We start from the raw sequence: 22,167 nt of genomic DNA, 5'->3' as shown, positions 1-22,167 counted from the left end.
GCATGGCCCAGGCAGAGACCACGGACACCCCGGGCACCACGGACCTCAAGACGGCCCTGCCCGTCCAGCCCGGCGGCGGTGGCGGCATCGGCCCCCTGCTGGTGCGGGCGCTGCGCGGCAACATACGCCAGTACGGCATGCTGGTCGCGCTGGCGCTGATCGTCGTGGTGTTCCAGATCTGGACCGACGGCATCCTGCTCCAGCCCCTCAACGTCACCAATCTGATCCAGCAGAACAGCTACATCCTGATCCTGGCCATCGGCATGATGATCGTGATCATCGCCGGTCACATCGACCTCTCGGTCGGTTCGCTGGCCGCCTTCGTCGGCGCCGCCGCGGCCGTCATGATGGTCAAGCACGACGTGCCGTGGCCGCTCGCACTGACCGCCGCCCTGCTGATCGGCGCGGCCGCCGGTGCCTGGCAGGGGTTCTGGATCGCGTACGTCGGCATCCCGTCCTTCATCGTCACGCTGGCCGGCATGCTGCTGTTCCGCGGCGGGACGCAGATCCTGCTGCAGGGCCAGTCGGTGGCTCCCTTCCCCAAGGGCTTCCAGGAGATCAGCAGCGGCTTCCTGCCGGAGGTCGGCCCGCGGACCGACTACCACAACCTCACTCTGCTGCTGGGGCTCGTCGTGCTCGTGGTGGCGGTCCTCCAGGAAGTCCGGGGCCGACGGCAGGCCGCCCGCTACGGCCTCGACCTGCTCCCGCTCGGCTTCTTCCTGGCCAAGCTTGGCGCCATCGGCGCCGCGGTACTGGTGTTCACCCTGCTGCTGGCGAGCTACCACGGCTTCCCGATCGTGCTGCTGATCCTCGGCGTGCTGCTGGTCGCCTTCGGCTACCTGATGCGCAACTCCATCCTGGGCCGCCACACCTACGCGATCGGCGGCAACGAGGCCGCGGCGAAGCTGTCGGGCGTAAAGAGCAAGCGCGTCGTCTTCCTCGCCTTCGTCAACATGGGTGTGCTGGCCGCCCTGGCCGGCATGGTCTTCGCGGCGCGTCTCAACGCGGGTACGCCGCAGGCCGGTATCAACTTCGAACTGGAGGCGATCGCCGCCGCGTTCATCGGGGGCGCCTCGGCCTCCGGTGGCGTCGGCACGGTGCTCGGCGCCCTCATCGGCGGCCTGGTGCTCGGCGTGCTCAACAACGGTATGTCGCTGGTCGGTATCGGCACCGACTACCAGCAGGTCATCAAGGGCCTGGTGCTGCTGGCCGCGGTCGGTTTCGACGTCTACAACAAGCGCAAGGCCGGCTCCTGAACCCGTTCCGCCCCGGTCCGGCCGCATCCCTGCGGGGGCGTGCGGCCGGACCCGGTCGTCACTGCCGGTAGAAGGTGGCGTCGCCCTTGGCGAGGGTGGTGGCGACGGGCTGGACGTGGAGCAGGAAGTCGTAGTGCCGCAAGTACCGGCCCGCGGCGCCGTACGACTCGTAGGAGACCCCCGCCGGGTCCGCGAGGCCGGCGCGCTGGTAGAGGGCGGCGCTGTCCTTGAAACCGGTCGTGCCGTCGGTCTTCTCGAACCAGACCTCACCGTTCCTGCTGTGCAGGTAGTAGCCGGGGAAGTTGACGGACTCCAGCGAGACGGTGCCGGTGCCGGACGGCCCGGCCACGGTGCGGAACTGCGAGTCCGGCCGGCAGGTTGGTGACGTCCGCCTCCAGCTTCGCCCGGAAGTCCCAGTGGCGGACGTAGTGGTCGGGATGGTTGTACGAGGAGAGCCGCACGCGCGCGGCGCCGTCCGCGACCGGGATGCCGAAGTTCGGCGTGCCGTCGGAGTTCCGGTACAGCTTCTGGACGGCTACTGCGGCGGTTGGGGTCGTCCAGCGGATCCCCGGCGATGTCCTTGTAGTTGCGGTCGTGGTGGACGAGGACGTCGCTCTTGCCGTCTTCGGACGTGGTGAACTGGTTGTGACCCGGGCCGTACTGGCCGGTCGCCGAGTTGCTGGCGAAGACCGGCGTCGGGCTCTTCGTCCAGGAAGCCGGGTTCCCTCCTGGGCGGCGTGGCCGCGCACGGTCGGGCGCGGCCGGGCGCCGCCGGGTCAGCCGGGGTCCACCGAGAACCGGTAGACGGTGGTCGAGCGGTACTCCTCCCCCGGGCGCAGGACGGTGGAGGGGTAGCAAGGGCGGTGCGGGGAGTCGGGGAAGTGCTGGGTTTCCAGCGCGATCCCGGCGAAGGCCCGGTACGGTGCGCCGCCCGGGCCTGTCAGCGAGCCGTCGAAGAGGTTCCCGGTGTAGATCTGCAGGCCGGGCTCGGTGGTCAGGCACTCCATCCGTCTGCCGCTGGCGCGGTGCGCCAGTACCGCCACCCGCCGCGGGTCCTGGCCCTCGTGCGGACGGAGCACCCAGTTGTGGTCGTAGCCTCCGCCGGCCAGGGTCAGCTGCGGGTGGTCGGCCGTGATCCGCTCGCCGACCGGGCGCGGCCCGGTGAGGTCGAACGGGGTGCCCTCGACCGGGAAGTGCGGGCCGTACGGGATCAACTCCCCGTCCACGGGCGTGTACTGGTCCGCGTCGACCTGCAGCACGTGGTCGAGGATGGTGCCGCTGCCCTCGCCGGCCAGGTTGAAGTAGGCGTGGTTGGTCAGGTTGACCACCGTGGGCGCGTCGGTGACGGCCTCGTACGCGAGTGTGAGCGAACCCGCACGGTCCAGCAGACAGGTCACCTTGACGGTGAGCGCGCCGGGGAAGCCCTGGTCGCCGTCCGGGCTGTGCAGCGTGAAGCGGACGCCGACGCGGCTCGGCTCGCGCACCTCTGTGGCATCCCAGATGCGCGCGTCGAAGCCTTCGGGGCCGCCGTGCAGGGTGTGGCCGTTTCCCTGGGTCCGCAGCCGGTGGACGGCGCCCTCGACGGGCAGTTCGCCGCCTGCGATCCGGTTCGCGTAGCGGCCGACCGTTGCCCCGAAGTACTTCGCCTCGCCGAGCATGTCCGCCACGCTCGCGCCGCCCAGCACGATGTTGGCGCGGTGCCCGTCCCGGTCCGGTACGTACAGCGCCTGGAGCCGGGCTCCGAGGCTGAGCACTTCCGCCATGACGGCGCCCTCGGAGCCGAAGGCCCAGCGGTCGACGACCCGCCCGCCCGGGAGGGTCGCGTACGGCTCGCGGCGGATCGTCAGGGAACCGTCGTCGAGGCGGGTGGGCGCGTCGGGCATGGCTGTTCGTCACTCCGGTTCGGGGGACGGGGGCGGGTTCGGGAGGACCGAGAGGGCGGCGGCGGCCCGGGAGGACCCCCGCCCGCCGTCTGCGTCAGAAGCCCTGGGCCAGGCGGTGGTAGGCCTGGTTCCAGCGGATCTCCTTGGTGAACCGGCGGATCGTGGTGTCCGCGTCGATGACCAGCAGCTCGGTGGCGAGGATGTCGGCGAGGTCGCCCAGCTCCTCGGTCCCGATCGCGCTGGACAGCACGGTGTGGTGGGGCGCGCCGGCGGTCAGCCACGCCTCGGTCGAGGTGCGCAGGTTCGGGCGCGGCTGCCAGACGGCGCGCGCGACGGGGAGGTTCGGCAGCGGTTCGAGGGGCTCGACCACGTCGATCTCGTTGGCGACCAGGCGGAACCGGTCGCCCATGTCGGCCAGCCCGACCACGACGGCGGGACCGGTCCGGGCGTCGAAGACGAGGCGGACCGGGTCCTCGCGGCCCCCTATGCCCAAGGGGTGGATCTCGCAGGACGGCACGTCCGATGCGATGGTCGGGCAGACCTCCAGCATGTGCGCGCCGAGGATCAACTCCCGCCCCGCCTCCAAGTGGTAGGTGTAGTCCTCCATGAAGGAGGTGCCGCCCTGCAGCCCGGTGGACATCACTTTGAGCGTGCGCAGCAGGACGGAGGTCTTCCAGTCGCCCTCGCCGCCGAATCCGTATCCGTCGGCCATCAGCCGCTGCACCGCCAGGCCGGGTAGCTGGCGCAGGCCGCCGAGGTCTTCGAAGTTGGTGGTGAAGGCGTGGAAGCCGCCGTCCGTCAGGAATCCGCGCAGGCCGAGTTCGATGCGCGCGGCGTAGCGCAGTGAGTCGTGACGGTCCCCGTCCGCGCGGAGTTCGGGCGCGAGGCGGTAGGTGTCCTCGTACTCCTCGACCAGTTCGGTCACGCCGGCGTCGGCGGCCGCGTCGACGGCTGCGACCAGGTCGTTGACGCCGTACGTGTTGACCGAGACGCCGAAGCGGAGTTGGGCCTCGACCTTGTCGCCCTCGGTCACGGCGACGTCGCGCATGTTGTCGCCGAATCGCGCCAGCTTGAGGCTCTGAAGCTCGGAGCGGCCTGCCGCGGCCCGGGCCCAGGAGGCGATCCGGGCAGCGACCGAGGGGTCGCTGACGTGTCCGGCGACGGTCTTGCGTGCGACGCCGAGCCGGGACTGGATGTAGCCGAACTCGCGGTCGCCGTGGGCCGCTTGGTTCAGGTTCATGAAGTCCATGTCGATCGACGCCCAGGGCAGTGCGGCATCGGCCTGGGTGTGCAGGTGGAGCAACGGCTTGCGCAGGGCGTCCAGGCCCGCGATCCACATTTTCGCCGGGGAGAAGGTGTGCATCCAGGCGATGAGGCCGATGCAGGTGTCGTCTGCGTTGGCGTCCAGGCAGACCCGCCGGATCGCGCCGGCGTCGGTGAGTACGGGCTTCCAGACGATGTTCACCGGGATGCCGGAGTCGCCGAGTGCGTCGGCGATCCGGCGGGACTGCTCTGCGACCTGACGCAAGGTGTCGTCGCCGTACAGCCCTTGGCTGCCGGTCAGGAACCAGACTTCGCGGCCCTGGACTGCCTTCTGTGCCTTCATGGGGGCGTGGGTCTCCTTAGCGGGCAGCGGGCTGCTGGCCGTACACGTTCTGGTAGCGGTGGTTGAGGCGGTCGATGTCGTCCTGCGCTATCGGCAGGGGTTCGCCGAGCTGGCGGGAGATGTGGACGGTGCGGGCGACGTCCTCGCACATCACGGCGGCCTTGACGGCGGCCTTGGCGTCCTTGCCGATGGTGAAGACGCCGTGGCTCTTCATCAGGACGGCCGGCGAGCGGTGGCCCCGGAGGGTCTCGACGATGCCCCGGCCGATGGAGTCGTCGCCGATGAGCGCGAAGGGGCCGACGGGGATCTCGGCGCCGAACTCGTCGGCCATGGCGGTCAGTACGCAGGGCACGGCCTCTCCACGCGCGGCCCAGGCGCTCGCGTACGTCGAGTGGGTGTGCACCACTCCGCCGACCTCGGGCATGTGGCGGTACACGTAGGCGTGCGCGGCGGTGTCCGAGGACGGGGACTGGTCGCCCTCGACGACCTTGCCGTCCAGGTCGCAGAGGATCATGTTCCGGGGCGTCAGCTCGTCGTACGAGACGCCGCTCGGCTTGATGACCATCAGGTCCTCGCCGGGGACGCGGGCGGAGACGTTGCCGGCCGTCCAGACGACGAGGCCGTAGCGGACCAGCTCCTGGTGGAGGTCGCTGACCTGGCGGCGCAGCAGATCGATCGGGGAACTCATGGTCGGACCTCGCTCTTCTGGGCGGCCGGGGTGGCCTCGGGGTCGGTTCGCGGGGCGGTGAGCGCCGCGTTGCGGATGGCGCGGAGGCGGTGGAGGAGCTTGTCGGGGCCGGTGGCGAAGTGGTCGTGCAGGGCGCGGTACTCGGCGTAGAGGCGGTCGTAGGCGTCGGCGCGCGCGGTGTCCGGTTGGTGGACTCCGCGGCGTACGCGGCCCATGGCGGCGGCCGCTGTGCGTACGTCCGGGTGCGCGCCGGCGGCGACGGCGGCGTGGATGGCGGAGCCGAGGGCGGGGCCCTGGGCGGACTCGGCGAGGGAGACGGGCCGGCGCAGCACGTCGGCGTAGATCCGCATGAGCAGGGGGTTCTTCTTCAGCCCGCCGGTCACGATGAACTCCGTGACGGGGACGCCGCCCTGCTCCAGGGCGTCGATGATGGTGCGGGTGCCGAAGGCGGTGGCCTCCAGCAGGGCGCGGTAGATCTCCTCGGGGCGGGTGGTGAGGGTGAGGCCGACTATGACTCCGGAGAGGTGGTGGTCGACGAGGGTGGAGCGGTTTCCGTTCATCCAGTCGAGGGCGACCAGGCCGTGGCCGCCGACGGGCTGGTCGGCGATCTTGCGGGACAGCAGCTGGTGCAGGTCCTCGCCGGTGGCTTCGGCCTCTGCGCGGTAGTGGGTCGGCACGCCTTGGCGCAGCCACCAGGCGAAGATGTCGCCGACCGCGCTCTGCCCGGCCTCGTAGCCGTAGGCGCCCTCCACGATGCCGCCGTCGACGACTCCGCAGATTCCGGGGACGTCGGCGAGGGCGGGGCCGTTGACGACGTGGCAGGTGGAGGTGCCCATGATGGCGAGCAGCTGGCCGTTCTCGACGGCCTGGGCGGCAGGGGCCGCGACATGGGCGTCGACGTTGCCGGTGGCGACGGCGATGCCCTCGGGCAGCCCGGTCCAGGAGGCCGCCTCGGCGGTGAGGGAGCCGGCCCGCGATCCCAGCGGCGACAGCGGATGCTCCAGCCGGGTGCGCGCGAAGTCGGCGAAACCGGGGTGCAGGGCGGCGAGGTAGTCCTCGCTGGGGTAGTGGCCGTCCTGGTGGATGCCTTTGTATCCCGCCGTGCAGGTGTTGCGGGTTTCGACGCCTGCGAGCTGCCAGACGATCCAGTCCGCGGCCTCGATCCAGCGCTCGGTGGCGGCGTAGGTGTCCGAGTCCTCTTCGAGAACCTGGAGCGCCTTGGCGTACTGCCATTCGGCGGAGATCTTGCCGCCGTAGCGGGAGATCCACTTCTCGGCGCGCAGGTGGGCGAGGTGGTTGATGCGGTCGGCCTGGCCCTGGGCCGCGTGGTGCTTCCAGAGCTTGGGCCAGGCGTGCGGGCGAACGCCCAGCGCGGTCTCGGCGAGCGGGGTGCCGTCGGCCCGTACGGGGAGGACGGTGCAGGCGGTGAAGTCGGTGGCGATGCCGATGACGGCGGCCGGGTCGATGCCGCTCGCGGCCACTGCGGCGGGGACGGCGGTGCGCAGCACCTCGCGCCAGTCCTCGGGGTGCTGGAGGGCCCAGTCGGGCGGCAGGGGCTGACCGGTGGTGGGGAGTTCACGCTCGATGACGCCGTGCGGGTACACGTGGACGGCGGAGCCGACCTCCTCGCCGTCGCGGACGCGGACCACCACGGCCCGGCCGGAGAGAGTGCCGAAGTCGACACCCACGACATGGCTCTCCGCGGTCTGGGGGGGATGGGTCACGGTCACTTCACATCCTTCGTACGGAGCCCCGAGAGGGCGCAGCGATGCCGTCGGGGCATCGCCCGGGGATTGTTAGCGCTAACAATCAGCCTGTCAAGGCCGGGCTCGCCTTAAGCCGGTCAGACCTTGCGACGGCCGGCGATCAGGCGCTGGAGCAGGATGAAGACGAACAGCAGGCCGCCGACCACGATCCTGGTCCACCACGAGCTGAGCGTGCCCTGGAAGCTGATGACGGTCTGGATCAGGCCCAGCACGAGCACCCCCAGCGCGGTCCCGAGCAGGTATCCGGACCCTCCGGTCAGGAGCGTCCCGCCGATCACCACGGCCGCAATCGCGTCCAGCTCCAGGCCCACCGCGTGGAGCCCGTAGCCGGAGAGCATGTAGAAGGTCAGCAATACTCCCCCGAGCGCCGAGCAGAAGCCGCTGACGGCGTACACTGCCATCTTCGTCCGCCCGGCCGGGAGCCCCATCAGCCGGGCCGACTGCTCGCTGCCGCCCAGCGCGTACACGTTCCGGCCCAGCCGTGTGTAGTGCAGGACCGCGAACGCGATCACCAGCACACCTACCGCGATCAGAACACTCGGCGAGACGAACAGGTCGCCGGGCAGGGGGATCCGGGTCTGGGCGAAGGCCGTATAGGCCGGGTCGGTGAGGGAGATCGAGTCGATGCTGATCGTGTAGCAGAGGCCACGGGCCAGGAACATGCCGGCGAGCGTCACGATGAACGGTTGGATCTCGAAGGAGTGGATCACCCACCCCATCGCGAGCCCGGCGCCCGTCCCCACCGCCAGGACCAGCGGGATCACCAGCAACGGCGGCCAGCCGTGCTGTTCCACCAGCCAGGCGGAGATCATCGTCGACAGTGCGACCATCGCGCCGACCGACAGGTCGATCCCTCCGGTCAGCACCACGAAGGTCATCCCGATGGCGACCACCAGCAGGAAGGCGTTGTCGATGAGCAGGTTGAGCAGCACCTGCCCGGAGAAGAATCCGTCGTACTGGACGGATCCGGCACCGAACATCGATATCAGCAGGGCCGATGTGACCAGCAGCGGGATGTACGCGCGGCCACGCGCTGCCGTGATCGCGCTCATGCCCCCACCTCCGTGTTCTCTGTCGTCAGCGGACGCGGCGTCGGGCCGCGCCCGCTCCGGGCCCGTCGGCGCGCGGCCTTGGCCCGGAAGGCGGGTGACTGGATCAGGCAGACCGCGATCACCACGAAGGCTTTGAAGACCAGGGTGGTCTCCGGCGGGATGCCGATGGTGTAGACGGTGGTGGACAGGGTCTGGATGATCAGCGCACCGATCACCGTGCCGCCGAGCGAGAACCGCCCGCCGGTCAGCGCGGTGCCGCCGACCACCACGGCGAGGATGGCGTCCAGCTCGATCCAGAGCCCGGCGTTGTTGCCGTCCGCACTGGAGACGTTCGAGCTGATCATGAGCCCGGCGACCGCGGCGCACAGCGCGCTGAAGACGTACACCAGGCATATCAGGCCCATCGCCCGGATGCCGACCAGGCGACTGGCGACCGGGTTGCCGCCGACCGACTCCAGCAGCAGCCCGAGCGCCGTACGCCGGGTCAGCAGCGACGTCAGCAGCATCACCACGACCGCGAGCAGGATCGCGAACGGCATGGTGAGCCAGTAACCGCCGCCGATCAGCTTGTAGGGCTCGCTGGTGACGGTGACGATCTGGCCGTCCGTCACCAGCTGGGCGACACCGCGTCCGGCCACCATCAGGATGAGGGTGGCGATGATCGGCTGGACACCGACCCCCGCCACCAGTACGCCGTTGATCAGCCCCAGGACGAGGGCCACCGCCAGGGCGATGGCGACGGCGCCGAACACCGTGCCCGGGCTTGCCGGGTCGGCCGCGCCGCTGATGTGCAGGCAGGCCAGCGCGCCCGCGATGGCGACGGTGGAGCCGACCGAGAGGTCGATGCCGCTGGTCGCGATGACCAGCGTCATGCCCAGCGCCACCAGGATCAGGGGAGCGCCGAAGTGGAGGATGTCGATCAGGCTCCCGTACAGGTGCCCGTCCTTGACCCGGATCGCGAAGAAGTCCGGAGTGAACAGCACGTTGGCCAGCAGCAGGGCCGCGAGCACGGTGGCGGGCCAGAAGAGGCGGTGCTTGGTCATGACCGGGCTCCGCTCGCGATCGTCGCCATGATGCGCTCGGGAGTGAGCGATCCGTCGTTCGGCAGCTCGGCGACCAGCCGGCGGTCCCGCAGCACGCCCACCCGGTGGCTGAGCCGCAGAACTTCCTCCAGCTCGGCCGAGATGAACAGCACCGACATGCCGTCCCGGGCCAGCGCGGCCACCAACTTCTGGATTTCGGCCTTGGCGCCGATGTCGATGCCCCGGGTCGGCTCGTCGAGGATCAACAGCTTGGGGTCGGTGATCAGCCAGCGAGCCAGCAGTACCTTCTGCTGGTTGCCGCCGCTGAGATGGCGCACCAGCGCCTCGGGGTTGTCCGGGCGGATGTCCAGTGACCGGATCCAGCGCAGCGCGATCTCGTCCTGCTTGGAGCGGGAGAGCGGACGCGTCCAGCCGCGGGCCGCCTGCAAGGCCAGGATGATGTTCTCGCGTACCGTCAACTCCGCCACCAGACCCTCGTTCTTGCGGTCCTCCGAGCAGAAGGCGATCCCGTACGAGATCGCGGCGCGCGGCGTGCGCAGCGCGACGGTGGCGTCCTCGATCCGCACCGAGCCCTGGGAACTGCGGTCGGCACCGAACAGCAGGCGGGCTGCTTCCGTACGCCCTGACCCCAACAGTCCTGCAAGTCCTACGACTTCACCGGGCCGGATGGTGAGGTCGTACGGCTCGATCGCGCCGGTGCGACCCAGGCCGTCGGCGCTCAGGAACGGAGTGGTCCTGGCTTCGGCGGCGGGCTCGTGACGACTGGTGCCCGACAGCTCCTCCAGGCTCCTCAGTTCGCCGCCGATCATGCGGGCGACCAGTTCGACCTGGCTCAACCCACTGATCGGGTACTCGCCCTCCAGCTTGCCGTTGCGCAGGATGGTCATCCGGTCGCAGATCTCGTAGATCTGGTCCAGGAAGTGCGAGACGAACAGGATCGCCACGCCCTGATCGCGCAACCGGCGTATCACCGCGAACAGTTGTCGCACCTCGTCGCGGTCCAGGCTGGAGGTCGGCTCGTCCAGGATCAGCACCTTGGCCGAGACGTCCACCGCCCGGACGATCGCGACCAGTTGCTGGACCGCGATCGAGTAACTGCCCAGTGGGGCGGTGACGTCGATGTCCAGGTCGAGGTCGGCGACCAGCTCTGCGGCGCGGCGACGGAGGGACGACCAGTGGATGAGTCCGAGGCGGCGCGGTTCACGGCCGATGAAGATGTTCTCTGCGACCGACAGGTTCAGGCAGAGGTTGACCTCCTGGTACACCGTGCTGATCCCGGCCTGCTGCGCCTGCAGCGGGCCGGGGATGTGCACGGGCCGGCCGCTCAGCACGACCTCGCCGCCGTCCGACGCGTAGACGCCGGTGAGCACCTTGATCAGCGTGGACTTGCCGGCGCCGTTCTCACCCATCAGGGCGTGCACCTCGCCGGGGAAGAGCCGGAAGTCGACCCCGTCCAGCGCCACCACGCCCGGGAACTCCTTGCGGATCCCCTGTACTTCCAGGACCGGGTGCTGTGCACGGTGCGCAGGCATCCGCCCCCTCCTCTCGTGGTCGCGACCGGGGCCGGCCGGGTCGGATCCGGGCAGCCCCTGGTCACCGGGCCGGTCAGTACTGGCGGGTCGGCAGGGCGGCCGCGGCCTGGTCCTGGGTGAAGACGCCCTCTTCGGTCTTGATCCGGCGCGGCACCTGTTCGCCGGCCTTGACCTTCTTGATCAGGTCCATCAGCTGGTCGCCCAGGAGGGGGTTGCACTCGACGAGGACGTTGATCTTGCCCTGGCTCATCGCGGTGAAGGCGTCCTTGACACCGTCGACCGAGATGATCTTGATGTCGGTGCCGGGCTTCTTGCCGGCTTCCTCGATGGCCTGGATGGCGCCGAGTGCCATGTCGTCGTTGTGCGCGTAGAGCACGTCGATCTTCGGCTGGGACTTCAGGAAGGCCTGCATGACCTCCTTGCCCTTGGCGCGTGTGAAGTCACCGGTCTGGGAGGCCGTGATCTTGAGCTTGGGGTCCGTCTTGATGACGTCGGCGAACCCCGATTTGCGGTCGTTGGCCGGGGCGGAGCCGGTGGTGCCCTGCAGCTCCACGATGTTCACCGGGTCGCTCTTGCCCTGGTACTCCTTCACCAGCCAGTCGCCGGCCTTCTTGCCCTCCTCGACGAAGTCCGAACCGAGGAAGGTGGCATAGAGCGACTCATCCTTGGAGTCCACCGCGCGGTCCGTCAGGACGACCGGGATGTGGGCGGCCTTGGCCTCCTTGAGCACGGTGTCCCAGCCCGATTCGACCACCGGCGAGAAGGCGATGACGTCCACCTTCTGCTGGATGAACGAGCGGATGGCCTTGATCTGGTTCTCCTGCTTCTGCTGGGCGTCAGAGAACTTCAGCGTGATCCCGGCCTTCTTGGCCGCATCCTGGACGGACTTGGTGTTGGCCGTGCGCCACCCGCTCTCCGCGCCGACCTGGGAGAAGCCCACGGTGAGCGGCCCTCCGGAGTCCTTGCCGCCGGCCGAGCCGCCGCCGCCGGAACCGCAAGCGGACAGAACGGCGACCATCGTGCCGGCGACCAGGGCCGCCGCAGCTCTCTTGGACATCTTGGGATTCCTCTCGAGTGGGGAGGCCGCTCTCGGCGCGGACGGATCGACCGCGGGCAGATGGACCAGGCAGGCCGACCGGCGCGGGAGGCGGTGGAAACACCGTCGGGGGCGATGGGCGCCCGGTGCGGCGTTGGTGCAGGCGGCGGTGCGGTCCGCGCCGTCCATGTGAACGGGATGTAGCGGTGCCGTTTCGCTTGAGTGAGATTGTTAACGCTCACAATTCCATGGACAAGGGGACCGCCATGCCGTTACCCAATCTTGACCAGGCCGTCCGCGGGCGGCCTAACGCGCCACCGGGCCGGCACTGCGCCGCAGCACCATCTCCGGCGAGATCAGCACGTGGCTGCGGGCGTGGCCGACGCCGGTCAGCTCCTCCACCAGCAGCTCAAGAGCGCGGCGTCCCAGCTCACCGAAGTCCTGACGCACGGTGGTCAGCGGTGGGGCGAAGTACGCGGCTTCGGGAATGTCATCGAACCCGACCACGCTGATGTCCCCCGGAATCGCCCGTCCCGCCTCATGGAACGCGCGGAGCAGGCCGAGGGCCATGTGGTCGTTGGCGCAGAAGACCGCCGTGACCAGAGGATCCTCGGCGATCCGTAGTCCGGCCTCGTACCCGGACCTCGCGCTCCAGTCGCCGCTCTGTACCGGGGGCACCTCGGCGCCGCCGGCCTCGAGGGCCTTGCGCCAGCCGTCCTGTCGGGTCTTGGTCTCCAGCCAGCCGGGGGGGCCGGCGACGTGGTGGACCGTGGCATGCCCGAGGTCGAGCAGGTGTCGGGTGGCTGCCAGCGCCCCCGACTCGTTGTCGACGGCCACCATCGGCACTCGGGACTGGCTGCCCGATCCGACCGCGACCACCGGCACCGCGCTGGACAGCTTCGCCACCGCGCTCACCGCCGAGATCTGCGGCGCGATGACGACGATGCCCTCCACGCCCTGGTCGCGGAGCCGGTCCACCGCCTCCTGCACAGAGCGGCTGTCCAGCGAACGCAGGCTGGCGACGCTGACGAAGTACCCCGCACTGCGCGCGGCCTGCTCGATCCCGTCCAGCATCGAGGCGGGCCCGTAGAGTGCGCTGCCGAAACTGACCACCCCCAGGGTCTGGGAGCGGCGGGTGACCAGCGCGCGGGCTGCCGAGTTGGGACGGTAGTCCAGCTCCCGGATGGCGGCGAGCACCCGGTCCCGGGTGTCGGGCCGGACGTGCGGTGCACCGTTCAGCACCCGGGACACGGTCTGGTGGGACACGCCGGCGACCCGCGCCACATCCGCCATCACGGGCTGGCGGGACTCCGGCTCGGTGCTTGCAGTTCCCACTCAAGGCCCCCTCATCGGTCGTACCAGTGTGGTTCACAGCCGCTCAGTGCCTACGAGTGACGGCGCTCGGCGGTTGGATCACTGTCGGGATCCGGTCGATGGCGCAGGGCTTCGCAGACCTTACGACTGTCTCACGAGTGCTCACGAGAGTGTATTTGTTCGCGATCACATGGCCTGTCGCAGCCTGCGAGGTCCGCCCCCGGGGCGGCCCCGGCACCCCCCTGCTGCGCTCCCTGTCCGACACCTTCTTCCTGGACGGCTACCGCGGCGCTGCTTTCGACGCGGCACAACTCGTCCTTCGCCTCTCCCGCGTCCCCGGCCGGGGTCCCGTCCGCGTCATATCGTCGCCGCGCTCTCCGACCCCCGCCTTCGCCTCCCGCTGCACCTCAAGAGGTCCCGTGGTGACACCGACGAGACCTCCTGCAGCGACCAGCAGTTCGTTCTCGGCGACTCCGGCAACACCGCCCTGCTCGATCTGCGAGCCGCGACCGAGCGGCCCTCACGCAGCCTCCCCCAGGAGACCTGGCGGTCCATCCTCCGCCGCCGTTGCGCTGCGGGGTGAGATCGTGAGTCGTCAAGGCCCGGGTCTCGATCGGGGTGACGTAGCTGTATGCCGAGTGCTTGCGCAGACGGGTGCGGTTGTACTCGGTCTCGATTCGTCCCAGTACAACGTGCGCCGGTGGTCACCCCGCCGATCAGCGGAATCGCCCCCGCCGACAGGCGGAAATTCATCGCGCGGGTGTGGTCCTTTGCAGACAACGCCCACTCCAGCCCCCAGAGTAGTCATGCGATGGCATTGAGTGATTGCCGTCGTGTTTCAGGGAACCTCCTGGGTGCGGAGTGTGACGGGGCGGCCGAACGTGCCTGGGTGGGGTCTCAGTCGAGCCATACGGGGGCCTGCAGTTCGCCCAAGAAGATGGGTCAACGGAGAGTGCCTGCGCAGCAACAGCCCGGCACGGCCGCGGGGGTCCTCTCGTCGAAGAGCTTGATCCAGGTGCGAGTGCGGCGAGGGCCGTCAAGCCCGCGTCGACGGCCGCAGGCGGCAGGAGCCGCCACAGCGGCATGCCCGTGCCCACCCGGTCGCCCCCCACACACACATCCGAAGCCTTCCTCTCCGGGCGCCAAGCGCCCCAAGCTCCGGCCGTCTCCGGCCCAGCCATCGTGTTCACCGCGGCCTGGTCCCGATTCCTTCGGCGCGGGCCGCTGGAGCACCTGCTCAACGGCGCCACCACGCTGGCGAAGTCCCTCCGATGAGGTCTCAGCTCTTCGCCCAGCCTGCCGTCGGAAACCGCCGCGCACGAGGCGGGCTGCTGAACGGACGCGACAGCCCTCCCCCTCCCCGATCTGACGCTGGAACGACGCGGTCTCAGTGGCCCGGTACCGGACTTCGGCGGGCGGCAACCTTTTCCGGAGCGGCGGCAACTGACGGGCACACCAGAAGGCGATCACACCCACGGGTCGCCCGATCTCCCGCCGCATGCCGCCGCGCACCGCTGACCTGAGCGGTTGTACGGGGCAGGGCCGAAGCAAGGAGTAGCCCCCATGAACGAGACGGATCCCACGGCGGACGGCCGCAGCCGGCGCAAGGCCGCGGCTGGTGGCGAGCGGCGTACGCGGGGGCGCCACCGCCGGCGCGGGATAACGATCGGCCTGATGCTGGGCGTGCCTGGAGTCCTCGGCCCCTACCTGCTGTTCGTGCAGGCCGATTCGAACGCCGCGACGGTGGATGCCGACGCCTACTACACGCTGACCTCTGTCCGCAGCGACAAGGTGCTCGACGTGCCGGGGGCGGACACGTCGGACGGCGTCTGGATACGGCAGGCGAGCCGCGTGGCAGGTGCCGCGAGTCAGCAGTGGCGGCTGAGGCAGGCGGGGGACGGCTACTACGAGGTGGAGAACCGCAGCAGCCGCAAGGTCCTCGGAGTGCGCGGCGCTTCCAAGGAGTCCGCGGCGGCCGTCGAGCAGCAGACCGACCACGGTTCCGCCACGCAGCAGTGGAAGATGCAGGACGTGGGCGATGGGGCGGTGAAGTTCGTCTCCCGGAGCAACGGCATGGTGCTGGACGTGTGGGGCGGCTCCACCGGCGAGGGGGTGCCGCTCATCCAGTACGCCGACCGGGGCAGCACCAACCAGCAGTGGAAGCTGGTGAAGGCGGCCGGCTCGGGCAGGTACACCTGGCACAACGCGCAGATCGTCGGTGGAGGGTTCGTCACCGGGCTGGTCTTCAACCCCGCCCGCAAGGACCTGCTGTACGCCCGGACCGACATCGGCGGTGCCTACCGCTGGGACGCGACCGCCGCCCAATGGACCTCGTTGACCGACTGGATCGGTGGATCCGACTGGAACCTGCTCGGGATCGAGAGCCTGGCGACCGACCCCGTCGACCCGAACCGCCTGTACCTCGCGAGCGGCACCTACACCAATGACTGGGCGGGCAACGGTGCGATCCTCCGCTCCACCGACCAGGGCAAGACGTTCCAGCGCACCGACCTGCCGTTCAAACTGGGCGGCAACGAGGACGGCCGGTCCATGGGCGAGCGGCTGGTGGTGGACCCCGCCAACCACGGCACGCTCTACCTGGGCACCCGCAAGAACGGGCTCTGGCGCAGCACCGACTACGGCGTGACCTGGAGCCAGGTCGCAGCCTTCCCCGTCAAGGACGGTGCGAGCAGCGGCGTCGGCCTGTCCTTCGTGACCTTCGGCCCGGCCGGCAGCCGGACGATCTACGTCGGGGTGGCCGACAAGACCACCTCGCTGTACCGCTCCACCGACGGCGGCAGCAGCTGGCAGGCCGTGTCCGGCCAGCCCACAGGGCAGCTGCCGCAGCACGGTGTGCTGTCCGGTGACGGCTCGCTGTATCTGACGTACACCAATGCCCCGGGCCCGAACGGTGTGACGGCCGGTTCCGTGTGGAAGTACACGCCGTCCACCGGGGCCTGGAAGAACATTTCACCGTCCAGCGGTGGTTACGGCTTCGCCGGGCTGGCTGTCGATCCGCAGCGCCCGTCCACGGTGATGGTCACCACGCTGGACCGCTGGTGGCCCTCGGACGAGGTGTACCGGTCGACCGACGGCGGCGCCTCCTGGAAGGCGCTCGGCGCGACCTCGGTGCGGGACAACTCCGCTGCGCCGTACGTGGGCACGGGCATCGGGCACTGGATGGGCGCGCTGGCCATCAACCCCTTCGACTCCGGGCACGTGCTGTACGGCACCGGGTCGGGGATATGGGGCAGCAACGACGTGACCGCGGCGGACAAGGGGGGTGCCACGCACTGGACGGTCCCGGCCAAGGGGCTGGAGGAGACCGCGGTCCTCGGGCTGATCAAGCCCCCGGGCCTCCCGCTGATCAGTGCGCTCGGCGATGTCAGCGGATTCCGGCACGAGGACCTGACCAAGGTACCCGCCAAAGCACTCTCCGGACCGCTGTTCTCCAACACCACCGGCATCGACTTCGCCCAGGCGAAGCCGGGGTTCGTGGTCCGGGTCGGTCTCGGTGGCGAGCAGCACGGTGCCTATTCGACCGACGGCGGGGCCGGCTGGACGCCGTTCGCCGGGGAACCCGTGCGCGGAGCGGGCGGCGGGGCCGTGGCGGTCTCGGCGGACGGCGCCGCCGTCGTCTGGACGCCCGCGGGCCAGAGGCCGTTCCACTCGACGAACCGCGGTGCGACCTGGACGGCCGCCTCCGGTCTGCCCGCGGACTCGGCCGTGGTGGCCGACCGTTCGTCGGCGAACACGTTCTACGCCCTCAAGGGCGGCACCCTGTACGCCAGCGCCGATGGCGGCAAGAGCTTCACCGCCCGGGCCACCGGCCTGGGTGACGGACAGCTCAAGGCGGCCCCGGGCGTCGCCGGTGACCTGTGGATCACAGGCGGAGGCAACGGACTCCTGCACTCCACCAATGGCGGGGCGAGCTTCAACAAGCTCGCCGGCGTGCAGCAGGCGCACGGTGTCGGCTTCGGCAAGCCCGCCCCGGGCGCCACCTACCAGGCTCTCTACCTCAGCGGGACGCTGAAGGGCGTCACCGGGGTGTTCCGCTCCATCGACGGCGGTTCGACCTGGGTCCGGATCAACGACGACCAGCACCAGTTCGGCGGGAGCGTCATCTCCGTCATCATCGGCGACCCGGACGTGTACGGCCGGGTCTACCTGGGCGGCTACGGCCGTGGCGTGGTGTACGGCGACGTGTCCTGATCGCCCCGGGCCGGGCCGGGGCGGGCGGCCGTGCGCGGCGCCCGCCCCGGTCTCGGCGACATCGACATCGGCACCGGACCGGACCGGACCGGATCGGACCGGAGCGGCAACCTTTTCGCCTTCGGCGGCCACTGATAAGTGCGACGTCGACTCGATCTACCGAACGGATGGGCATGAGGACAACGAAACACGGTGCGCCGCGGCCGCGGCGCAGACGCGGGGCGGCCGTCGGCATTCCGTTGGCGGTGACGGCAGTCGGTGCGCTGGCCTGCCTGGCCCTCACGCTCCTCCCCGGGAGCCGGTCCGGTGCCGGGCTTCCCACCGGCGCATCCGTAGCGGCTGCCCCAACGAACGCACCGTCCAGTTCCGGGTCGCCGGTAGCAGAGGCCGGCGCCGCGACCGCATCGACGCAGCCGACGGTCACGAGCCCGCCCCCGCCGTCAGCCGCCGGTGTCCCGACGCCCTCGGCCTCCAGCCCGGCACGCACGGAGTCGCCAGCCTCTTCGGCGGGACGGATCAAGCCCTCGGTCAGCTACCAGGGAGTCGCGACTTCCTATGCCGCGGGTGACGGCAATGGTGCCTGCCTGTACGGACCGTCCGGTGATCTCATGATCGCGGCGATGAACCACACCGACTACGAGTCGGCCAAAGCGTGCGGGGCGTACGTGCGGGTCCGCGCCGCCAACGGGAACTCCATCACGGTGCGGATCGTCAACGAGTGCCCCCTGCCCTGCGCACCGGGGCAACTCGACCTCAGCCAACAGGCCTTCGCCAAGCTCGCGAACCCCTCACTCGGCCGGATCCCGATCACCTGGACGCTGCTGAGCCCCGCCGCGCCCGACACGCTCTCCATCCGGTACAAGACCGGGTCCAGCCGCTCTTGGTGCGGCGTCCAGGTGATCGGGCATCGGAACCCGGTGGCGGTGCTCGAACTCCGGACCGCCAGCGGCTGGCGGAAACTGCCCCGCACCGACTACAACTACTTCCTCTCCACCGGCGGCAGCGGATGCGGCGGAGCGATCAGGGTCACCGACCTTTACGGAGAACAACTGACCGTCGAGGGGATCGCACTGAAACCGGACGTCGCGCAACAGACCCGCGTCCAGTTCGCCCGGCATTGACCGTGCCGTCCACCCACCGTCACGGCTCTGCCCCCGCGGTCGGCCACTGTCCGGCCGCGGTGACGGGCACTGTTACGCTCGAGCCGATTGTTAACGCGCACATAGCAGGGAGAGGGCGACCGGGGGAGATGCTCCTTCATGACGCGTCCGCGGAGTTTCACGACTTCTTCGAACGCCACTACGCCGAACTGGCCCGTCTCGCCCATCTCCTGACCGGCGAGACGGACGCGGCCGACGACCTCGCCGCGGATGCCCTGGTCGCCCTGTGGCAGCGCTGGGACCGGCTTCGCAAGGCTGACCACCCGCTCGCCTACGCTCGCGGCGTGGTCGCCAACATGGCGCGGGAACGGATCCGCAGTGCGGTGCGCGAGCGGCGCCGGATCGCGCTGTTCTGGTCCCGCAGTCCGGAGCAGGTGGCGGGGCCGGACGTGGCGGCCGTGCTGGACGTACGTACGGCGCTCGCCCGGCTGCCGTTCCGGAAGCGGTCGTGCGTGGTGCTGCGCCACGCCTTCGACCTCTCGGAGAAGGACACCGCGGCGGCGCTGGGCATATCGGTCGGTACGGTCAAGAGCCAGACCTCGAAGGGAATGGCCGAGTTGGAACGGATACTTGGCACACGAGCGGTCGGCGACCTGGTGGCGGGGAGGAGGAACCGGTGAACGAGGACATCACCCGTCGGCTGCGCGACGCCGCCGAGGCCCACCAGCCCGATCGCGCCCGGATGCTGGCCCGCGTGGAACGCGGGGCGGCCGACGGCACCGTCCGTCACCGCACACCGTCCATCGCGAGATCCTGGCCCAAGGCCGCCCTCGCAGGCCTCGCCATCACCGCCACCCTGGCCACGGGTGGTCTCGCGGTCGCGGGCATCGTCCGCACTCCGCCACCGTCGGACAGCGCCACCACCCCCGCGACCCCGTCCCCGACGTTTCCTTCCCGTCCGACGCCCTCTGCTCCCACCACCCCCGCCGCCCCGGCCCCGACTCCGACCACCACGGCCCCGGTCGGCCCGCGCCCCACTCCGCTGCCCAGCAGCCGGGTTCAGAACGGGCCCCTGTCGTCGGACGGCTCGGTGGATCCGCACAGCACCGTCTACTGGGCCCAGAGCAACCTCACTCTCAAGACCACACAGCCGCTCACCTCGCTCACCGTGGAACTGCGCATCGCCCAAACCGGCGGCGTGCAGAACACCGGCAACTGGCGCACCCTGCCGAGTGAAGACTTCATCGTCACCGTTCAGGAGGCCGGCGGAGCGCTGGTCTACCGCTGGGTTCTCAAACCGGGCCGTACCGTGCCGACCGGGCAGCATGAATTCGCCGGCCAGTACAACCACGCCACCGGCGTGCGCAACGCCACGGACGACGGCTACCGCGTCGACACGCAGACCCCGGGCGGCTCCGTCGCGGTCTGGGGAAGGTTTACCCCGGCACGGTAAGGCCCGGCCAGGTTCCGGCCGAGGAGTCAGGGGCCTCGCGGCGAAAGCCGATCGCCTCCTCCAGGAGCCTCTCGGCGCGGTCCAAGACGGCGGCTTCCGGATACACCCGGAGCCGCACCAGCTGACGCCCTTCGCGGCGAACATCCGGCCGCGGTCGAAGGAGGTGGGAATGAGGCTCATGGATGCGGACCACGCGGGGCTGGTTGTCGCGGCGCAGGCCGGTGACGATCGGGCGCGCGAGGAGCTGATCGCCGCGTACCTGCCGTTGCTCTACAACATCGTCGGGCGAGCGCTGAGCGGACATGCCGACGTCGACGACGTCGTCCAGGAAACCCTGCTGCGCGTGGTGCGCGACCTGCCTGCCCTGCGTGCTCCGGAGAGCTTCCGGTCCTGGCTGGTCTCGATCGCGCTCCGCCAGATCAGTACCCACCGGCACCGGCAACGCGCCTTCGCCGGCCGGAGCACGGTCATCGACGAGGCACACCAGATACCGGACGCCGGCGCCGAACCTGGGGACATGACGATTCTGCGTCTGCATGTGTCGGACGAGCGCCGTCAGGTTGTCGAAGCCGGCCGGTGGCTCGACCCGGACCATCGAGTGCTGCTGTCGCTGTGGTGGCAGGAAGGCGCCGGCTCGCTGAGCCGCGACGACATCGCCGCCGCGACGGGGCTCACGGTCGCCCACGTCGGAGTGCGCCTGCAACGCATGCGCGAGCAGCTGGAACTGAGCCGGACGATCGTCGCCGCGCTGGAGGCCGACCCGCGCTGTCCGCAGTTGGACGAGGCCCTCATCGGCTGGGACGGTCTCCGTACATCGGTGTGGCGCAAGCGGATCGCGCGGCACACCCGCGGATGCCCGGTCTGCGCGGCGACGAAGACAGAACGGGTTCCGGTCGAGCGACTGCTCCTCAGCCTCGCCCCACTGGCGGTCCCGGCCGGGCTCATCGCCGCGCTGGCCGCCAAGGGCCTGCTGTCGGGTACGGCGGCCGGCGCCGCCGGGCTGGCCACGGCACCCGTCGCCGTCGGCACGGCGACGGGGGGAGGCAGTCTGCACAGCTTGCTGATCGGCAAACTCCACGCGGTGACCGCTCATCCGCTGGTGGCCCTCGCCACCGGCGCGGTCCTCGTCACCGGGACCGCCACCTACGTGACCTGGCCCGAACCGGCGCATCGGGTGCCCGGCGTCATCGCCGCTCCCACGGCCGGCAATCCCACGCCGATCCCGTCGAGCACCATCACGTCGGCCGGACCGTCCCCGGTGAGTCCGCCGGCCGTCGCGGGCACTGTTCCGCTGGGCGCACAGTCGCTGGAGTCCGTGGACGAGCCCGCCCTGTACCTCACGTATGCCGGCGACTTCGCGACGCTCGGCCGAGTCTCGGCGTCCAGCAGCGCGCAGACGCGGCAGCGGGTCACCTTCACGGTCGTCGGGGGGCTGGCCGACACTCGGTGCGTCACCTTCCTCGCCGCGGACGGCCGCTATCTGCGCCATCGTGACCTGCGGCTACGGCTGAGCACCCACGACGGCAGCGAACTGTTCCGTGAGGACGCCACCTTCTGTCCGCACCCCGGGGCGGTCGCCGGGTCGGTGACCTTGCACGCGCACAACTATCCCGGTTCCGTCCTCCGCTACCGCGACGGTGGCATCTGGCTCGATGGCTCCGACGGCACTCGGGCCTTCGCCGACCAGGCTTCCTTCATCATGCGAAGGCCCTGGGCTTGAGAACCGCTCCTTGAGCATGTGGCCCGACCCGCGCAGTGACAGCTGGTGATCCTGCACCACGATCCTGCACCACGCTGTTCTCGACCTGGCAGCGAGCCGAGTGCTGCGCCGAAACCGGCTTCGGTCCGCGTTCGTCGACGGCTGACTCGGCGTACCGGCTTGAAGGCTGATCACCGCGACCGCCACCGATGACACCTCGCTGGTGATCAGGGCGGCGCCCTTTCCACAGGACGACCGGAACGCAGGGCTTGGCATAACGCTTTTCGCCCGTGCGATGCATCACCGGGCAATCATCCGGGCGGCGCCACTTTTCTGTTACGAGGCCATCAGTTCGGAGGCCTCCATTGTGTGGGGTGCTCTTCCCGCCGCTCACCTTGACGGGCCGGCGTGGCAGGTCCCCCGACTTTCCCCGTTGACGTATCCCCTGAAGAAAGCCGCTCCAATGACGCGACACACCCACGCCTCCCGGGCGATCGGCAGGCAGGAACGGGCCCACGCCCTGCCCC

General features: G+C 70.1%; 15 protein-coding genes and 1 pseudogene. 6 read left to right on the top strand and 10 right to left on the bottom strand.

The annotated features are described in order from the left end of the window. The first annotated feature begins 2 nt into the window (after positions 1-2). Positions 3-1,256 (top strand): multiple monosaccharide ABC transporter permease, encoded by a 1,254-nt coding sequence (mmsB, locus tag ABZZ20_RS09185; RefSeq protein WP_356868374.1) that lies wholly within the window; start codon positions 3-5, stop codon positions 1,254-1,256. Between the two features lie 58 nt (positions 1,257-1,314). Here mmsB and ABZZ20_RS09180 read toward each other — a convergent pair. The 10 genes and pseudogenes from ABZZ20_RS09180 to ABZZ20_RS09135 form a co-directional block, all read right to left on the bottom strand. Next, positions 1,315-1,979 (bottom strand): annotated as a pseudogene (locus tag ABZZ20_RS09180) (AbfB domain-containing protein); the annotation flags it as partial. A 53-nt stretch (positions 1,980-2,032) separates the two neighbouring features. Then, a complete protein-coding gene (locus ABZZ20_RS09175) occupies positions 2,033-3,139 on the bottom strand; it encodes an aldose epimerase family protein (RefSeq protein WP_356868372.1) in 1,107 nt (368 codons plus the stop codon). Between the two features lie 94 nt (positions 3,140-3,233). After that, positions 3,234-4,745 carry an L-arabinose isomerase gene (gene araA / locus ABZZ20_RS09170; RefSeq protein WP_356868370.1) on the bottom strand — a complete coding sequence of 504 codons (1,512 nt, stop codon included), beginning with the start codon at positions 4,743-4,745 and terminating at the stop codon, positions 3,234-3,236. Between the two features lie 16 nt (positions 4,746-4,761). After that, positions 4,762-5,433: an L-ribulose-5-phosphate 4-epimerase gene (locus tag ABZZ20_RS09165; protein ID WP_356868368.1), complete on the bottom strand. Its 672-nt coding sequence runs from the start codon at positions 5,431-5,433 to the stop codon at positions 4,762-4,764. Beyond that, entirely contained in the window at positions 5,430-7,157 is a 1,728-nt protein-coding gene (locus ABZZ20_RS09160; protein WP_356868366.1) for a ribulokinase, read from the bottom strand. The genes ABZZ20_RS09165 and ABZZ20_RS09160 overlap by 4 nt, the downstream gene beginning before the upstream one ends. Before the next feature lie 119 nt (positions 7,158-7,276). Continuing rightward, positions 7,277-8,251 (bottom strand): galactofuranose ABC transporter, permease protein YjfF, encoded by a 975-nt coding sequence (gene yjfF, locus ABZZ20_RS09155; protein WP_356868364.1) that lies wholly within the window; start codon positions 8,249-8,251, stop codon positions 7,277-7,279. Next, the gene (locus ABZZ20_RS09150; RefSeq protein WP_356868362.1) at positions 8,248-9,294 is read right to left on the bottom strand and encodes an ABC transporter permease; all 1,047 of its coding nucleotides are present in this window, start codon (positions 9,292-9,294) and stop codon (positions 8,248-8,250) included. The genes yjfF and ABZZ20_RS09150 overlap by 4 nt, the downstream gene beginning before the upstream one ends. Beyond that, complete coding sequence (locus ABZZ20_RS09145) at positions 9,291-10,826, bottom strand: sugar ABC transporter ATP-binding protein (RefSeq protein ID WP_356868360.1); 1,536 nt, start codon at positions 10,824-10,826, stop codon at positions 9,291-9,293. Before ABZZ20_RS09145 ends, ABZZ20_RS09150 begins: the two co-directional genes overlap by 4 nt. Before the next feature lie 73 nt (positions 10,827-10,899). Continuing rightward, positions 10,900-11,883, bottom strand: a complete 984-nt coding sequence (locus tag ABZZ20_RS09140) for an ABC transporter substrate-binding protein (RefSeq protein ID WP_356868358.1) — start codon at positions 11,881-11,883, stop codon at positions 10,900-10,902. 285 nt (positions 11,884-12,168) lie between these two features. Then, positions 12,169-13,155, bottom strand: coding sequence for a LacI family DNA-binding transcriptional regulator (locus ABZZ20_RS09135; protein ID WP_079423903.1), 987 nt, complete (start codon positions 13,153-13,155; stop codon positions 12,169-12,171). Between the two features lie 1,584 nt (positions 13,156-14,739). On the opposite strand from ABZZ20_RS09135, the gene ABZZ20_RS09130 reads away from it, so the two are divergent. From ABZZ20_RS09130 to ABZZ20_RS09110, 5 genes are all read left to right on the top strand, one after another. Continuing rightward, entirely contained in the window at positions 14,740-17,388 is a 2,649-nt protein-coding gene (locus ABZZ20_RS09130; RefSeq protein ID WP_356868356.1) for an RICIN domain-containing protein, read from the top strand. 167 nt (positions 17,389-17,555) lie between these two features. After that, the gene (locus ABZZ20_RS09125) at positions 17,556-18,509 is read left to right on the top strand and encodes an expansin EXLX1 family cellulose-binding protein (protein ID WP_356868354.1); all 954 of its coding nucleotides are present in this window, start codon (positions 17,556-17,558) and stop codon (positions 18,507-18,509) included. 128 nt (positions 18,510-18,637) lie between these two features. After that, positions 18,638-19,168, top strand: a complete 531-nt coding sequence (locus ABZZ20_RS09120) for a SigE family RNA polymerase sigma factor (protein ID WP_257553333.1) — start codon at positions 18,638-18,640, stop codon at positions 19,166-19,168. Next, positions 19,165-19,941: a hypothetical protein gene (locus ABZZ20_RS09115; protein ID WP_257553332.1), complete on the top strand. Its 777-nt coding sequence runs from the start codon at positions 19,165-19,167 to the stop codon at positions 19,939-19,941. The genes ABZZ20_RS09120 and ABZZ20_RS09115 overlap by 4 nt, the downstream gene beginning before the upstream one ends. 169 nt (positions 19,942-20,110) lie before the next feature. Further along, on the top strand, positions 20,111-21,661 hold the full coding sequence (locus tag ABZZ20_RS09110) for a sigma-70 family RNA polymerase sigma factor (RefSeq protein WP_356868351.1): 1,551 nt from the start codon (positions 20,111-20,113) through the stop codon (positions 21,659-21,661). Positions 21,662-22,167: the final 506 nt, after the last annotated feature.

This window comes from Streptomyces sp. NPDC006430, assembly GCF_040612395.1.
GTDB lineage: Bacteria > Actinomycetota > Actinomycetes > Streptomycetales > Streptomycetaceae > Streptomyces.
This window is presented reverse-complemented; position numbering and strand designations above follow the sequence as displayed.

Excerpts from the sequence above, each read along its gene's own strand:
- araA (WP_356868370.1), bottom strand. The coding sequence starts at position 4,745 with ATGAAGGCACAGAAGGCAGTCCAGGGCCGCGAAGTCTGGTTCCTGACC.
- ABZZ20_RS09125 (WP_356868354.1), top strand. The coding sequence starts at position 17,556 with ATGGGCATGAGGACAACGAAACACGGTGCGCCGCGGCCGCGGCGCAGA.
- ABZZ20_RS09135 (WP_079423903.1), bottom strand. The coding sequence starts at position 13,155 with ATGGCGGATGTGGCGCGGGTCGCCGGCGTGTCCCACCAGACCGTGTCC.
- ABZZ20_RS09140 (WP_356868358.1), bottom strand. The coding sequence starts at position 11,883 with ATGTCCAAGAGAGCTGCGGCGGCCCTGGTCGCCGGCACGATGGTCGCC.
- ABZZ20_RS09150 (WP_356868362.1), bottom strand. The coding sequence starts at position 9,294 with ATGACCAAGCACCGCCTCTTCTGGCCCGCCACCGTGCTCGCGGCCCTG.
- ABZZ20_RS09145 (WP_356868360.1), bottom strand. The coding sequence starts at position 10,826 with ATGCCTGCGCACCGTGCACAGCACCCGGTCCTGGAAGTACAGGGGATC.
- mmsB (WP_356868374.1), top strand. The coding sequence starts at position 3 with ATGGCCCAGGCAGAGACCACGGACACCCCGGGCACCACGGACCTCAAG.
- ABZZ20_RS09165 (WP_356868368.1), bottom strand. The coding sequence starts at position 5,433 with ATGAGTTCCCCGATCGATCTGCTGCGCCGCCAGGTCAGCGACCTCCAC.
- ABZZ20_RS09120 (WP_257553333.1), top strand. The coding sequence starts at position 18,638 with ATGCTCCTTCATGACGCGTCCGCGGAGTTTCACGACTTCTTCGAACGC.
- ABZZ20_RS09110 (WP_356868351.1), top strand. The coding sequence starts at position 20,111 with ATGAGGCTCATGGATGCGGACCACGCGGGGCTGGTTGTCGCGGCGCAG.
- ABZZ20_RS09130 (WP_356868356.1), top strand. The coding sequence starts at position 14,740 with ATGAACGAGACGGATCCCACGGCGGACGGCCGCAGCCGGCGCAAGGCC.
- yjfF (WP_356868364.1), bottom strand. The coding sequence starts at position 8,251 with ATGAGCGCGATCACGGCAGCGCGTGGCCGCGCGTACATCCCGCTGCTG.
- ABZZ20_RS09175 (WP_356868372.1), bottom strand. The coding sequence starts at position 3,139 with ATGCCCGACGCGCCCACCCGCCTCGACGACGGTTCCCTGACGATCCGC.